This window comes from Emticicia sp., from assembly GCF_049241225.1.
Classification (GTDB): Bacteria; Bacteroidota; Bacteroidia; order Cytophagales; family Spirosomataceae; genus Emticicia.
This window is the reverse complement of the sequence record NZ_JBMLRC010000069.1, coordinates 1-15,699: the sequence shown is the minus strand read 5'-3', so window position 1 is coordinate 15,699 and position 15,699 is coordinate 1. Positions and strand designations below refer to the sequence as shown.

General features: G+C 38.7%; 12 protein-coding genes. 1 reads left to right on the top strand and 11 read right to left on the bottom strand.

Features of this window, described 5'->3' with window-relative positions:
• Window positions 1-43: 43 nt before the first annotated feature.
• The 11 genes from ACOVO2_RS04625 to ACOVO2_RS04575 all read right to left on the bottom strand — a co-directional run bounded on the left by ACOVO2_RS04625 (window position 44) and on the right by ACOVO2_RS04575 (window position 13,920).
• Complete coding sequence (locus tag ACOVO2_RS04625) at window positions 44-688, bottom strand: DUF1801 domain-containing protein (RefSeq protein WP_421768838.1); 645 nt, start codon at window positions 686-688, stop codon at window positions 44-46.
• A gap of 9 nt (window positions 689-697) precedes the next feature.
• Window positions 698-1,162, bottom strand: a complete 465-nt coding sequence (locus tag ACOVO2_RS04620) for an SRPBCC domain-containing protein (protein ID WP_421768837.1) — start codon at window positions 1,160-1,162, stop codon at window positions 698-700.
• A 4-nt stretch (window positions 1,163-1,166) separates the two neighbouring features.
• The gene (locus tag ACOVO2_RS04615) at window positions 1,167-1,490 is read right to left on the bottom strand and encodes a metalloregulator ArsR/SmtB family transcription factor (protein WP_421768836.1); all 324 of its coding nucleotides are present in this window, start codon (window positions 1,488-1,490) and stop codon (window positions 1,167-1,169) included.
• Window positions 1,491-1,763: 273 nt separating this feature from the next.
• Window positions 1,764-2,813 carry a glycoside hydrolase family 2 TIM barrel-domain containing protein gene (locus tag ACOVO2_RS04610; RefSeq protein ID WP_421768835.1) on the bottom strand — a complete coding sequence of 350 codons (1,050 nt, stop codon included), beginning with the start codon at window positions 2,811-2,813 and terminating at the stop codon, window positions 1,764-1,766.
• Between the two features lie 376 nt (window positions 2,814-3,189).
• Window positions 3,190-6,495 (bottom strand): glycosyl hydrolase, encoded by a 3,306-nt coding sequence (locus tag ACOVO2_RS04605; protein ID WP_421768834.1) that lies wholly within the window; start codon window positions 6,493-6,495, stop codon window positions 3,190-3,192.
• 102 nt (window positions 6,496-6,597) lie between these two features.
• A complete protein-coding gene (locus tag ACOVO2_RS04600) occupies window positions 6,598-6,786 on the bottom strand; it encodes a Dabb family protein (protein ID WP_421768833.1) in 189 nt (62 codons plus the stop codon).
• 120 nt (window positions 6,787-6,906) lie between these two features.
• Window positions 6,907-7,674, bottom strand: coding sequence for an SDR family NAD(P)-dependent oxidoreductase (locus ACOVO2_RS04595; RefSeq protein WP_421768832.1), 768 nt, complete (start codon window positions 7,672-7,674; stop codon window positions 6,907-6,909).
• 176 nt (window positions 7,675-7,850) lie between these two features.
• Window positions 7,851-9,041: an MFS transporter gene (locus tag ACOVO2_RS04590; RefSeq protein ID WP_421768831.1), complete on the bottom strand. Its 1,191-nt coding sequence runs from the start codon at window positions 9,039-9,041 to the stop codon at window positions 7,851-7,853.
• A gap of 64 nt (window positions 9,042-9,105) precedes the next feature.
• On the bottom strand, window positions 9,106-9,723 hold the full coding sequence (locus tag ACOVO2_RS04585) for a hypothetical protein (protein ID WP_421768830.1): 618 nt from the start codon (window positions 9,721-9,723) through the stop codon (window positions 9,106-9,108).
• 170 nt (window positions 9,724-9,893) lie between these two features.
• Window positions 9,894-12,746, bottom strand: coding sequence for a TonB-dependent receptor domain-containing protein (locus ACOVO2_RS04580; protein WP_421768829.1), 2,853 nt, complete (start codon window positions 12,744-12,746; stop codon window positions 9,894-9,896).
• 259 nt (window positions 12,747-13,005) lie between these two features.
• A complete protein-coding gene (locus ACOVO2_RS04575; protein ID WP_421768828.1) occupies window positions 13,006-13,920 on the bottom strand; it encodes a helix-turn-helix domain-containing protein in 915 nt (304 codons plus the stop codon).
• Between the two features lie 553 nt (window positions 13,921-14,473).
• Here ACOVO2_RS04575 and ACOVO2_RS04570 point away from each other — a divergent pair.
• Window positions 14,474-15,699: MFS transporter (locus ACOVO2_RS04570; protein ID WP_421768827.1), on the top strand; the 1,226-nt coding region annotated here is incomplete at its 3' end.

Genomic DNA, 15,699 nt, shown 5'->3' with positions numbered 1-15,699 from the left:
TAACAATATACGAAGCTATATTAGGCAAAGAATTTTCCTTGATTCAGTTTGATTGAATAAACTTGTGTGAGCCATCGCAATTGGGAGGTCTTTTTGATAAACCACACACACAGTCATTAAAACCTTTACCATTCAAAATTCGCTGTGTGTAGCTTTCTATTCTTGATTCACGAGACTTTGACTGTTTCGCTCCCGAAAAATAAATAATATAGGCACGTTGTCTGCCGGGTGTTAGTGCTTCAAAAGCTGCTTTAAAAACATGGTCAGATTCAAATTTTTGAAGTAATTCATCTGGTAAAACCAATTCGGCTGGGGTAACGGCTTCAACTTTTAAACCTGCTTTTTCAACCTCAATAGCTTCATAGATATACGCTTTCAATGTTTGGGTCAAGCCCAAAATACTTTGAGTATCGGTAAATGAAACAATACGCCCCGACTGTGTGTGTTCGCCGGGCTTTTTTAAAATAGATTCCGAATCGTACAATAAAGCCCCTTTAAGAAAACTCATAAAACAGTAATCTTTAAAACCACCGAGCAATATTACGTTGGCATTATTGAAAGTATAGCAAGGTTGCCCCCATTTCAATTCTTCAGTCAGGCCACACTCCAGTACAATCGCTCGCAATTTTTTCAATTCTTCCTGCCATTTGGTACTTTTTTCTAAGAATTCATCAACTTTCGGGTTCATACAATTGATTTATTTTAATTTATTGACAGTTTCTTCTAATCTATCGTGAGCCATATTTAGGCCATAGGCAAAAGGCAATTTTAATTGCTCAGCTCGGTGCTTTTCTGACCTATAAATTATCTGCATTGTGAGTTTGCTGGTATCAGGACTGAGTTCTTCGAACTCCAAAAACTCCAACTGAACACCTATTGGCATATTTTCTATTTCAAATGTCCGGATGATTCGCTGACTCGGCGAAAATTCATGAATAGTACCATTGGCCTTAAACATCACCTTGCCCTTGTGCGAGGTTTCAATCTCAAAACTACCATGATTCCTGTTTTCAAGTTTTATCACCTTTGTTCCCATCCATTGCTCTATAAGTTCGGGTTCGGTGTATGCCTTAAACAGTAACTCCAAAGGCAAATCAAACTCCCTCGTAATGAACAAATCTTGCTTACCATCTTCGGCTTTGATTTTTGTTTTCTGCTCCATAAAGCTATTCTTTGTTTTTGTATGCCTGCATGATGGCCTCCAATTTATTGAATCTATCATCCCACATTTTGCGGAATTGCTCAACAAAATCTGCTACTTCTTCCATTTTATTGGCATTGACATGGTAGTAAATTTCTCGACCATTCTGCTCTTGTTTGAGTAACTCACACTCGGTCAGAATCTGTAAATGTTTTGAAACCGTTGGTCGTGCGGTATCGAAATTGGCGGCAATGGCTCCCGCTGTCATTGATTGCGAAGCAACCAAAAGTAGTATCGCTCTACGAGTAGGGTCGGCTATGGCTTGAAAAACGTCTCGTCTTAAATTCATTATGTAGCTATTTGACTACAAATATATGCGTAGCTATTTGGCTACACAATTTATTTTGGGCTTTTTTGAGGAATTAATTGTGGAGAGCGATTTTGCTGCCTTCTTGTCCAATTTCACTGAATAAGTTCAGTTTAGCGAAATAGCCATTCTATCACTTTTTCCAAATGTAGGTTTCTCTCATTTTAATTGATAAAAACTAAACAAACCTTGTAATAAAGCAAAAAGAGAGCGTTTCAGTACGCTCTCTTTTTGCTTTAATTCTATTCAGATTTATTATTTCTTCTGTGTATGTTTTTTGATTGCTTCTACTTCTTCGGCTTTGTAGATACTGCCATCTTTTCTGAAAATATCGTGAAACCACAACGCAGGCTCTCCACCATCTGGCATTGGATTCGACCAAGCATAAATTGTATTGGTTTTTCCTGCTACAAGTCCCCAGTTGATAGCTCCAACATTGTATTTTTTGAAAACAGGTAAACAGGTTTGAAAAAAGCTATTATCACGGCGAGCCATATATTCTGAGCAAATCAAAGGTCGACCGTATTTTTGAAGACCTTTTATCTCATTTTCAAGGTTTTGGGCATCTTTATAATTATGGAAAGTAATAATATCAGAGTTTTCGAGCATTACTTGATTGCTAAGTTCGTGATTATTCCAAACTGCTGCCGTTACGGGTTGCGACGGACGCACTTCTAATGCCCACTCAAACGTCTTTTTCAATAAGGGCAAACAAGCATCAACATAACCGCTATTCGATGGCTCATTGAATAAATCCCAAGCCAAAACTCGATTATCATTCGCAAAATGCTTGAGTGTGCCTTTTACGTACTCTTCCAAACGTCCCCATTTACGAGAATCGAAAAGCACTTTTGTACCTGGGCTTCTCACCCAACCCGAATTATGAACGCCAGTTTTGGGTTCTGGTTGTTTGCCAAGTTTTGGGTCATCGTTCCAGCATGAATCAAAAAAAACAAAAAGAATTTTAATGTGATGCTTGTCAGCAATTTTCAATAAATCGTCCATTCTTTTCAAAAAACCATCCTTATCTTGTTCGTAAAGTAAATCGTGTAAATAAACTCGCATCACATTCATTCCTAAAGATTCTGCCCAACCTAATTCACGGTCAATAGTTGTTGGGTCGAAGGTATCGGCTTGGAACATTTCCAATTGATTGATGGCTGTACTCGGAATAAAATTTGCACCTGTGAGCGTGCCTTGTTTGGCATACCATTCGTTGGCTTTCTGAGCAGACCATTTTTGTGCTTTAATCGTTGAAATGCTTAACGAAAGCACTATCATTAAGAGGATTTTCTGAAATTTCATTGTAGGTTTTTGATTGAATGATTGAAACGGTAAACTATTTTTAGGCTCATTAGTCTAATATCTGCCTTAAAAGACGCCCATTACAAAAGTAGTTCACTTTTTAGTAAATTTCATATTTATTATTGGCTAAGTTCTATTTTTAACGAATGTACAAAGCCTTGACTTCCAGTTTTATATGGCTGAGTCTGCATGCAAATGTTTGCACACTTTCAATCTTGCACCTCTGTATTTATAGGTGATTTGGGGGCAATGTGTGAGAATGCTATTTTGTTTCATCTACCACACGGTGTGCGATGAGCTTGTATTAAAAAAACAGCCGAGGTCTTGAAAAATGGTTTCAAGACCTCGGCTGTTTCTAACAATTTAGAAAATTGCACTACTTCACTATGTTTATCTTCACTTCTCCAATCATTCCAGAAGGTAATAATGGTGAATCGGCACGATAGAATGGCATTGTTGTAAACGTAGTTTTTACTTTTACATCGGGTTGGGCATCACCAATCAGGCGGTTTACCCAAGTGTTTGTTACTTTTACTTGAATAGTGTTAGTTCCTGCTTTGATGGCTTCTGAAATATCCAGTTTGAAAGGCTTTTTCCAGACAGTTCCTACGTTTTTATCATTTATAGTAACTTCTGCAATATTTTTTACTTCGCCTAAATCAAGTACATATTTCGCCGATTTATTAGGAGCATCCACTTTGAAAGTATTGGTATAAGTAGCTGTACCTGAGAAGTATTTCACATCGCTATCGGTATTTTCAGACCATGATGATAGTTTATCAAACGATACATTTTTATCGTTAAATTTCACTGCCCAAGGGGTAGAAATGGTAGTCAAAACTGATTCAGTTTTTGACGCAATGGCTACACTATTGGCAGTTGTTTTATCTTTGAAAACAATGAAATAAGCATCCCAAGAATCAAATTTCAATGGCACAATCGTTCTGCCCTCTTTTATTTGGTAACTTACCTTCTCGATTTTTCCAGTTTGAGCATTCCACAACTCTGGTATTTTACCACTTACTCTGAAACTTACTTCGGCATCGGTTGGGTTTTCGCTTCTGTTGTTTAGCCAATAGATATCAAATTTACCTGTTGGCTGAGCGGAGTCGAAGCCTGCACGATGACGAAACAAAATTTTGTTTTTTGCACCATTTATAATTACGTCGGGTTGTAGAGACAGGGCATGCCCTGTCTCTACGTTGGCGTTAGAAACATTCGATTTCGACCAAATTTCATCAGCCAATTTCTTAAATTCTGCATCGTTATCAGCCAAACTTGGTGACTTTTCGGGCTTTGCACCTATCACTTTTATACCTGCATCTACCAATGTTTTGATTCGCTTCAAAACCGATAGGGTCATCAATTTGGTTGATTCATCCAACATCAAAACATTATATGAATTGCCCGATTTGGCAATTAATTTGCCATTTTGTGGCTGGATAGCACTCAATAAGGCCGTTGCATTGACAAAATCAAACTCAAATCCTGCGGGAACGTTTGGCAATTTTTCACGACAAACCCACGTAATATTGGTATTTTCGCCATACAAATAAAGAATATCCGCTACGTTTTTGCCTTGTTGAAGCATGTACGAACTTCTACCCAAATAACTCATCCAAGCGGTTGCACCAGCTTCTGCCCAAGTTTCTTGACGAGTAAAATACTGACCAAACGGCCCGAGCGAAAACCCTGGTTTCTTATCATCAAGTGGTTGGTGTACTGAGGTGTGAATCACGAAACGATTTAGTCCAGAAGCAAATTCTAAATCGGCTGTGCGTTTAAGTTTTTCGGGCGTCCACGAAAAAGCATTTTGAATGGCAGTCATTGACTCAGCAGCTACAATATTTTGTCCGTAAATATTGGCTACCGATGCCGCCTCACGAATATCTCCTTCACTACGAACCTCTTCGTCTGCACCACCAGCCAAACTCCCCGGTGTCCACATGGCCGACATCGGAATCTCGGCATTGCGTTTTACATCCATTCCATCGGCCAAAAAAATACGTCCGTTTTCATGCGACTCTGTGTAGCGTTTCATGCCTCTTTTGTGCAATTCTTCGCCAATGATATCGTAATGATTTTCGGTAATCATTTCTCCGATGGTTTTTCTGAAATCCCACAAGAATTTTTCGCTGGCTTCAAGATTATTCACAATTCTACCCGTAAGCACAGGAATCCAAGCTTTAATATCATAGCCACGACGTTTCTGAAATTCGGCAGGAAAATCTTTTGTCCAGTTCATGTGGCCTGCTTCGTAGCTATCCAACACCATGTGCGTCAATCCCTTCGCTCCCATCAATCCGCCTGTGGCATCTTTATACATATCCAAATAAGTATTGATATATCGGCGAACGGCTTCTTTATCGAGTTTATCAACTTCAAGACCCGTAGCCTCTGGTGAAGCAGGGTGATTTTGACGACCAGTGAGCGAGTAGCCTAAACGAACAACCATCCAAGTACCAGCAGGAACATCCCATTCGAAACTTCCATCGGCACTCATTCTACCAGTTAAATCGATTACATCAGAAGTTGGAATTGCATCAATTCCCCCATTGGGGGTTAGGGGGCTACTTTCTTTCCAAGCGGAAAAACCTGCTTTGTCTTCTGCTTGATTGATGCGAGAAGTATTGAAAAGTACAAATTCCGAAATATTTGTTCCAGCGGGCTTTGGGGTTTCGTTCATGCCCATCATTGCCATGATTGGACTGATTGAAGCTGGTAGGGTTTCAAAACAAATTCTCCAATATTTAGCGGTAGTTGCAGGTATTGCAGTCGTAATAAATGGCAATGTACTATTTGAAATTTTGGCAACGGTACGGAAGTTTACACCATCATCACTCACTTTTAAGCTACGATTGGTTGGTCCTCCATTAAATTCGGCCAATTCGCCTGCTTCGCCCATGCCTAAGGCAAAAGCTTTGAATGTTTGTGGAGTCTCGAACTCATATTGTACCCACATGTCTTTGCCTACTTCCATTGGTGGCAAGAAAAATGTTTTTCCCATATCATGGTCGAGCATCAGTTTTGTATCAAAATCACCACCGCTTTTTGTCATTTTGGGGTTTAAATCCATTAAATGCTTTTCATTTGCAGGTAATTTATACGCAATCACCATTGCATCGGCGGCATATTGGGGTTTTGTACCAACAAACCCGCCCATTACTCCGCCAGCGTGTGTTTCAGCTTCTTGAAACTTACCAATCACATCGGGTAATTTGGGTAACTGAATGGTTTGTATTTTCCCACCAACAATCAAAGCTTCCGACCAAACATATTTTTTCATACCATCTTCGGGTTTTACCCACGGGCCACCCGTTACGCTCCAGCCTGGCGAACCAGCAATGGCCATTTCAAGGCCCTTTTTGTCGGCAAATTCGGCGGTGAACTTAAAGGCATCTTTCCAATCGGGTTGCATAAAAACCAATTTCTTTGGCACAACTACTGGTGTGAAAAGATTAGCATCGAAATTCTGAAAACCTCCGATACCGACACGGCTCATCCATTCTAAATCTTTTTGGATACCTTCTTTCGAGATATTGCCGTTCATCCAATGCCACCAAACACGTGGTTTTGCCGAACTGGGTGGAGTTTGAAAACCTTGTTGAAGGCTTTGTGCGTGAGAAATGCCACTACTCAGCATTACTCCGAAAGCAATGCCTAAAACTGAGTATTTTTTCATAGGTTTTAAGGAGGAAAAGTAAATAATCAAAGATATAATAGTACAATTCATTGACCGTCATGTACTATACTGGCTTTTAGAAAGTTTTCCTTGTATGAAATTTCAGCGAAGCACATAATCTATTTCAAAGAAATCTTCGACTGATTTTATCCAAAAGTCTTGAATAAAAGATTGATGTTGAGGATGGTTTGAGTAAAAATCGTACCGTTCTTGTGTATCAAATTCCATCGAAATACCGTACTCAAACTTATTCTTGGGGCTAATTTGCTTCAAGACTTCACATTTTTGCACGTCAGAAATAGTAGTGAGTTTACAACAGCCTCGAAAAATACTTGTTTTTCGGCTGAGATGATGTCAGATTTCAATTTTAAAACTACTGAGTGTCGTATCATGGTTTTGTTATAGTTTTTTTTAGTAAGGCGAAACCCCTACGGAAGTCCAACCACCATCAATCACGAGATTTTGCCCCATGATTTGTCGAGACAAAGGCGACACCAAAAACAAAGCAGCATTGGCGATGTCTTCGACGGTTGCTGGGCGGCCCGATGGTGTAATTCTCGACCAAGTTTGAATATATGCTGCGTCTTCAAGGGTGCGTTCGGTGAGCGTTGCCCCAGGAACAATTGTGTTGATATTGATGCGATGCGGTGCTAAATCCACAATCAAGTTTTTGGCCAGCTGGTCTATGGCAGCTTTCGTCATTCCATAGGCGGCCAAATTGAGGTGTGCCGCATGAGCTGTCACTGATGATGTCAGTAAAATACTACCGCCATTTCCTTGTAAAACCATCTGTTTGGCCGCAGCTTGTGTCAAGAAAAATGTACCAAAAAGATTAACTTGAAGCAATTTTTGCATTGATTCTGGTTGATAGTCCAAGAAATCACCGAAGGTGGTAATACCTGCATTTGCCACCAAAATATCTAATTTCCCAAAAGTTTCTACTGCAAATTTTACGATTCCTTCGATGGTTCCGATTGTTGAAATATCACCTCCGAATGCTTTACAAACTCCACCCTGTTCGCTTATTTTTTCGCTTGCCGATTGGGCTAAATTTTCATCAATATCATTTAAAACTACCTTTGCTCCTTGCTGAACTAATTGACGAGCCACTTCAAAACCGATACCTACACCCGCTCCAGTAACGATGGCTACTTGATTATTAAAAAGTTGATTCTGCATTGTAAATTATCGCTATTAAGTCTTTCAAATAAAATCATGTAAATGTATCGAAAAACTTAATTGAATTGATTTTAAAACAGAATTTGCGATACTTTTTCTTTTTGAAAAAATGACACAAACTCATATAATCAAAACTCACGCACTATCATAAATACGGCACAGAAATTAAAAAACGATTATTTTTTCAGCGTTTCGGTCAGTTTCATTACGAAAAACAGACCTAAAATTGCCAATGCAGCCGAAACCCAAAGAAAAGCCGATGGGTCGATTTTATCAGAGAGTATGCCCGCAATAGATGGAACAATTACTCCACCTATAATCTCGCCAATGGCTGTAATCAAACCAATTGCTTTGGCTTTGAGGTGTACAGGCACTGCTTCAGAAGGCACAACCGCTGCCGCCAACGGTATTGCTCCCATTAAGAAATAAGTTAGTAACATAGCTGGTAAATGAATGGCAGTACCTGCTAAATAATGCACCGCAAACGGATACATTGCTCCAACTAATGAGAAGGCTATCAACACTTTTTTACGTCCAATTTTATCGGATAAACCTGGCACAATGATAGAAGAAACTAATCCTGCTACGCCCAAAAGTCCCATGGTTTTGCCCATTTCGTCGGCGGTCATTCCTTGCGAACTAACGAAATAATTTGAAATAAAAGGAAGCGTAGCAAACCACCAACCAAAGATACAACAAGCCACGCCAATGCCCCATCTGACGTTATTGTACTGTAGAAGTTCGGAGATGTTTAACGCAGATTTTTCGTTGGTTTTAACACTTTCGGCCGTTGATTTCTGAACGAATTTCCATGCCAGTAAGCCCAAAATCAACCCTGGAGCCCCAGCGATGAAAAAGGCATTTCGCCAACCCATATCTTCGGCAATTTTCACCAAAAGTACGGGAGCTAAAATAGACCCAAAAAGTGCCGAACCAACGCCTTGCAAAATACCAGCATTGATGCCCAAACGATGCGGAGACGACTCTCGCTCAACGAAGTTTTGTGCCAACGGAATAACGGGACCTTCGGCAAAACCCATCACCAAACGAGCCAACAACAAAGTAATAAATGAAGTAGCCAAACCCGAACCGAACGAACAAACTGAAAATACAAAAACGGCAATGATAAAAACGATTTTCTTTTTATTATTGGTTTCGGCCCAAGCCGTAGAAAAAAAGCTCGAAAATGCCCAGGCCAACGATAAAACACCAGCCAAAAGTCCGATTTGGGTATTGTTCAGATTAAGGTCTTTGGCTACGTAAGGCATTAGGAAATTGAGTGCGAGGCGGTCGAAGAACAAACAGCCGAAAGTAAGTGCCATGAGTAGCACAATGCCGTTTTCGTAAGAGAAAAGTCCTTTTTTCATATTTTTGCAATTAGGGTTAAAATTGAACTACCGAGATAGCCCTGTGAATAAAATAACTCGATGCTTAATTGAGCTGAACACGAGCAAAAACACCCAAATTTTCTTTAAAAACCTTTTGAGGCCCGTACCAGTTGGCATCTGCTCCAAAGCCAAATTGGTAGTTTTTGACTGAAAGTCCAGCTCGCATCGCTACGAAACTTCGCTCATGATGAGCCTCCGTTGGATTATAGACGTAAAGTCCTTGAAACCTTGTATAAAGTCCCAATTTTGGTGTTATTTGTGGTTTAAATTCTAAGATATTTATACTTTCTATATTATGCCCATCGCTCAAATCAATTGTAGGAACAGTAATAAAAAGCCATTTTTTATTGGCAAAAATATACTGAATACCCGCAATTTTTCTAAAACCAGATTTATGATTCATTGCCACGCCAGCCGTCAACGAAAAGCCTTTGAATAATTCATAATTGAGCAAAGCCTGCGAAACAAATTCATTGTTTGTGAGCCTATTTTTATAGTCGCCCGTGATGTTGGTCATATTGAAAAATCCCCATTTGCTTTTTTCGGTGAAATGCTTAGCTACCACCATCTGCACATTCAAATAGTTATTTCCAGCAAAAACCTCAACCGGAATAGGCGTTATTCGAGGGGCGGAGCTATGTTCTTGTGCGTTTGCATACACTGAAAAAAAGAGAATTAAATAGGAAATTTTCTGAAATTCTTTCACTTGGAAAAATAGTCTATTTGCTGGAATATAATTATTTATGAGGAAAGGTATTTAATTTTTCAAAACTTTAAAAACGGGATAGAAAAAGCATCTATCCCGTTCGACCAAAATATTCAACCTACAAATTAAAACTTATAACTCAAAGAAATAAAATAAGCCCTTGGCATTATTGGTAATGTAGAATACACTGAGTTCACATTGGCATCAAAGGCAGCTTTTGTGAATCCCTGAGTATCAAGTGATGCAGGAAAACCGCCTGGAGCAGCCCAGCTCATCACACCGTAAGTATTGAGTAAATTATTGATGCTGGCACTTACAGTTAGCTTCTTAGTTATATTGTAGCCCATGTTCAAATCTGCGGCTCCAAATGCTGGTAGTTTAAAGGCATTGGCAACGTTTGCCCATCTTGCTCCCATGTACTGATAGGCAATTGAAGCATAGAATTTATCCGTACTATACGTAGGTGTTATCATTAACATTACTGGTGCTACGTTATCAAGGAAATTGCCATCATACGTAATCTTCTCATCATCAGCAGGGCCATTGGCTTTGGCTAAATAAACACTGTAAACAAGGGCTTTTCCACCTTGAAAAGTACCAGCTGCTCTCAAAGAAAAGTTTTTAGTAAAACTATGGTTGGCTTCTAACTCTATCCCTTGGGTTCTGAACTGTTGATACTGACGAGGCGGGCCATAAAAAGTCAGGTCAGTATTTTGAAAAATCTGAAAATTTGGCACATTACTTATGTTATTAAAAAACGGAGTTATGAATAATGTGGTCTTATTAGTTTTAACCTTTAAAGCCACCTCAGCCATTTTTATATCTTGTGCTTCAACTGGCGATGAAGTCAGAGCTCTTTGGTTAGCTACATCCAAATAAAAACTCATATCAGGTGATTTTTTACCATTCGAATAACGTGCATACACTGCCATATTATCGGTGATTTTATAATTCAATCCAGCCGAAAATGAAAATGTATTTATACTTGTTCCGAATACGATGGGAGTATCGTTAGAAAAGCTTCTTACATCATAAAGTGTTGAAGTTTTACCATCGGCTCCACCAGTAGCTACGAGGTCAGGATTTCTTTTTGGATTGGTATTGGTTACGTCTATATTAAAACGCTCATATCTGATACCCCAGTCCAAAGTTAGTTTTTTATTAATATCCCAATTTTGTCCACCAAAAAAAGCAGTTGTTGCTACTTTCGCATCATTAGTGGCCACACCATTTCCTCCTATATTGGTAATACCCTTTGAGTCAGACAAATCAAATACTTGCCCTTGTAAATTGGTATATTTAATTCTAAGTGGTTGTGGCTTATCTTCAACCGTTGAAAAGACCTGAGCAGAAGGGCCTGCACCTTCTTGGAGTAAACTAAGATTTGCAATAAATGCACCTCCCGTAAAAGTCATATTTTTTAACTTTTTGGTGATTGTCATTTGGTCTATAAATTCATTCATTTTAATATCATTATAGGCCAAAGGAGTGTAAAAAACAGCATTTGGTAAAACGTCTTTACCTGGTAAATTTAAGTTAGAACCCGCCAAGAATCTCAGCCCTCCGCCTGCAGGTGGAAGTTGTTGTGCAGTACCATAGCTCTGCCCAGTATTGGCATTAATAAATTCATACGTTCCGAAACGGGGAATATTACCACCCACACCATAGAAAGTGGCTTGATCAACTCTGAAAGGAAAAACTACTGCTACCAAATTACTCACATTGTCTTTCCTGGCAAATTTTCCATTATTATTGAATGTCCATCCTTTACCCAAATCTTGCGTCCAGTTTAATCCAATTGACCTATCAATAAATTGGGAAACATTACGAGAATCATAATCAATACTACCAGTTCTGCCCCATACTGAGCCAGGAATTGTATAACTTATAGGCCCAACCATAGTCGAACTGCTATTATCAAAACCACTCACCGGGCGAGGATTCGCGAAGTCAACTGTAGGTGTAAATTCAAATGGTGCAGTTCTATCGTTCAGAAACTTGGCGTATAACTTTATTGAACCTGATTTATAGTTTTTTACGATATTTCCTTTGAATTGACCTCCTCTACTTAGTGGATACCCCGGATATTTAGGTCCATTGGCGTACCTATAAAAGCCACCCACGTTGTAAGTAATAGATTTATCTTTGCTAAGTGGGCCGCCAAAGTTTAGGTCTGTTCTATACAATGGATTTTGCCCATTACCTTCCAAACCAAAGCGTGTTCTTACTTCGCCTTCAAATTTTCGTCCACCTTCTTTAGAAACATAATTAAATATACCTCCCGGTGCATTAGCTCCTAAAATTGAAGCTGTGCCTCCTCTTACTGCTTCAATTCTGTTGATACTTGCATCCGCCCTTAAAAAGCCATCGGGTTTATAATTCGGATTGGTAGTAGAACTTCCCTGAGCAGCCAGTATAGGTAGTCCATCTTCTTGCATAGAAACATAAAAGAAACCATCACCAATACTTAATCCTCTAGTATTTAAAGAGCCACTTACTTCTCCTTTAGAAGAGTTTACATAAACACCTGGAATATTTTTCAACATATCAATCCCCGAATTAGGCACAATTCTATCTAACTGTTTGGCAGAAAGAGTGGAGATAGCAACTGATGACTCCAGACGAGTTCGTTTATCAAAAACCCCTGTTACGACAACTTCATCGAGGGCAGCGGCATCTTCGGCCAATGCCACATTTACGGTACTTTGATTATTGATGGCCACTTCTTTTGAAGTATAACCAACAAACGAAAATGAGAGGGTTTGGTTTCCCGATGCTTCGATCGAATAGCTTCCATCGGCATCTGAAATAGTCCCTTTGGTTGTACCTTTAACTACAACTGACACTCCTACTAGTGCTTGATTTTTTTCATCAGTTACCTTTCCACTCACTTTGGTAGATTGTGCAAAAACCGATAAATTGACGATGGTCAAAATAAAAACTGACCAAAATCCTTTTTTTAATAATGATTTTCTCATTTTTTTGTAATAGGTTTAATGATACGTTTTTTAAAACCTTGTGTCCCCTTTGTACTTTGGTCGGTTCTGGAGGGTTTTCAGCTGATAGAGCTTTTAGGCTTTATCAGCTTTTTTATTAAGGTTTAAATAATTTATTGTACAAAACTAATAAGAGAAAAACGAGAAAAATTAGCACAAAACGAGGAATATCATGCAAAATCCGAGAATTAGGATTGATAAAGATAAAGAATTGATTGATTTTTGTAGAAATACTGTCAATCTATGAAATTACGATTCTTCTAAACTCCTTTGGCGATATGCCAGTCTTGCCTTTAAAGAATCTTGTAAAATCACTCGGATTTGTTTCGGAGAATCGAAAAGCGATTTCACTAATAGAAAGATTAGTTTGCTTCAGAAGCACTTTTGCTTCGAGAATAATCATATCAGCTAGTAATTCTTGCGAAGTACGGCCCACTGTAGATTTAACACATTTATTGAGGTGATCGGGCGTGATCGCCAGCATGGAAGCATAGTCGGCCACTTTGTTGGTCTTATAAATATGCTGCGAGAGCAAATTCTTATATTTTTCGGTCACACGTAAAGCAGCATTTTTGGGTAAATTTACCTGCTCTTTTTGAAAAATACTTATCTCTGTAAATAAAGTAAGTAAATAAGCCGTAATCAGATTTGGATTAAGCGATTTGTTTGTTTCATATTCATAGAGCAATCTTTCAAGAATATTCAAAATGGGAGTTTGCATTTCTTTGCTCACTTCTACCAAAGGCTCACCCGAAAACTGCCAAAAATTAAATTCTTCAGAAAGTTGAGTCTTAGTAAATAATTTAGAGAATATTTCTTCATCAAAATGACAAAAATAGCCTTTGGCATTGGCACTTACATACTCATGCGTAGAGATTTGATAAGCAGGTAAGAAAAAGAACGTATTCTCGCCAAATTTGTATTCATGCAAGCCCTTGCTTCTGATAGAATGCCCTTCAATCAAAAATAAAAAATCGTTTACTGTTTTTCGATGTGGCTGTAATGGAAATTTTATTTTTGGAATAACGTCCTCAATCTTATTTATATGAAATAAATGATGAAAATCGGCAATATTCATTTTCCATTCATTGCCAAAGTGATGAACGTTCAACTCTTTTGGTGAAAGCGGAGCTATTTTACTTTCTCTTGAATTCAAGTCTTTTTATTTAATAACAAGGACCAAATTAGTAATAAATACCCAAACGCACAATCTGAGCATTATATTTTATTAGTTTTTTATGTATAAATAAACTCATTGAAAAATTAAATAATATCAAGCAACCAAAGGCTATATTCATCAAAATGATCATTGGAAAGAGAAAAGTTCATGTGGTTGGCTAAAATTTAGATGAAGATTATTGAATGATGCTACGCAGAACCATCGGCTCGATTCATTTTATAGCCGCCGATTTTAATCAACGGCAGAAATATTTAGGGCAAATTAAGTTCCATCCTAAAGGTGCATTTATTTTATGGGGCGTTCTGATGAGAATCTAAAAACTTGACTAACATCAGTTTATGAAAATGTATAAAAAACCTTGTTTTCTACCAAAGCGACGCTACAAATAGCACTTATCTATTTAATAATCAGGATGTTATAATCAATAAACAAACTCAAAAATACCTCAAAAATGTTATTCTAAACAATATTTTATATATTTGAATATTCAAGATGTAATTACTTCCATTTAATTCCTCAAAGTCTATTTATGAAAATTCGTCATCGAGTTCTCTTCCTCTTGTTTTTACTTTCAATCATTACGTTCCTCGACCGTGTTTGCATGAACGTAGTGAGCAAATACGTAAAAGCTGATTTACACCTCGATAATCAATCATTCGGATACATTTTGGGGGCATTTTCATTGGCCTACGCTCTTTTTGAATTACCAACTGGTATATTAGGCGACCGCATTGGTCCACGAAAAATCCTTACGCGTGTGGTGCTTTGGTGGTCAGGGTTTACGGCACTCACTGGTACTGCTTTTGGATTTGTGTACCTGCTTATTGTACGTTTTTTATTCGGTGTGGGCGAAGCAGGAGCCTACCCAAACGCTTCAATCGTTATTTCTCGATGGTTTCCTGCGGTTGAAGTCGGTAGAGCACAGTCGGTCATTTGGGCGGCTGGACGCATTGGCGGAGCATTGACTCCCCTACTTGTCATTCCGCTCGTACATGCAGTGGGCTGGCGATATGCTTTTTTTATTCTCGGAATCGTGGGTTCGTTGTGGGCTGGAATCTGGTATTGGTGGTTTCGTGATAACCCAGCCGAGCATAAGAATATTACTCCACAAGAAATCGAAGAGATAGAATCAGCCCGCCGCCAAGCACCCGTGAGTCATAAAATTAGTTGGCAAACTATTATCAAAAATCCAAACGTTTGGATATTAATGCTGATGTGCCATTTGTTCTTTTATGCCTCTTATTTCTTCACTAACTGGTCATCGACTTACTTTCAGGAAGGCCGCCACATGAGCGAAGAACAAGCCAAAAACTTTGTTTCTTTATCTTATTTTCTCGGTGCCATTGGTTGTGTTGTAGGTGGCTTTGCCAGCGATATTTTGAGTAAAAAATTGGGTTTAAAGCTCGGCAGAAGAATTGTAGGTGTACTTGGCCTTGGTTCATCAAGCATTTGCTTTTTGGGTGCTGGACTAACGGCTGATAATGAATTGGCGGGCTATTTATTGGCACTTTGTGTGTTACTAAAAGACTTAACTTTGCCCGTAGCTTTTGCGGTTTGTGTAGATATTGGTAAGCGAAATTCGGGAACTGTGACGGGGGCAATGAATTTTGCAGGACAAATGGGGGGCTTCTTTATTACAATTATTTTCGGAACAATCGTACAGCAAACTGGTAATTTTAACTATCCGTTGTTCTTGATTGCAGGTTGCTTAATTGTGGCTTCAGCACTTTGGTTTTTTATTGACCCTACGAAGGA

Bases quoted from the DNA above. Each gene is read 5' to 3' on its own strand.
- ACOVO2_RS04580 (WP_421768829.1), bottom strand. From the start codon at position 12,746: ATGAGAAAATCATTATTAAAAAAAGGATTTTGGTCAGTTTTTATTTTG.
- ACOVO2_RS04625 (WP_421768838.1), bottom strand. From the start codon at position 688: ATGAACCCGAAAGTTGATGAATTCTTAGAAAAAAGTACCAAATGGCAG.
- ACOVO2_RS04610 (WP_421768835.1), bottom strand. From the start codon at position 2,813: ATGAAATTTCAGAAAATCCTCTTAATGATAGTGCTTTCGTTAAGCATT.
- ACOVO2_RS04590 (WP_421768831.1), bottom strand. From the start codon at position 9,041: ATGAAAAAAGGACTTTTCTCTTACGAAAACGGCATTGTGCTACTCATG.
- ACOVO2_RS04615 (WP_421768836.1), bottom strand. From the start codon at position 1,490: ATGAATTTAAGACGAGACGTTTTTCAAGCCATAGCCGACCCTACTCGT.
- ACOVO2_RS04605 (WP_421768834.1), bottom strand. From the start codon at position 6,495: ATGAAAAAATACTCAGTTTTAGGCATTGCTTTCGGAGTAATGCTGAGT.
- ACOVO2_RS04595 (WP_421768832.1), bottom strand. From the start codon at position 7,674: ATGCAGAATCAACTTTTTAATAATCAAGTAGCCATCGTTACTGGAGCG.
- ACOVO2_RS04620 (WP_421768837.1), bottom strand. From the start codon at position 1,162: ATGGAGCAGAAAACAAAAATCAAAGCCGAAGATGGTAAGCAAGATTTG.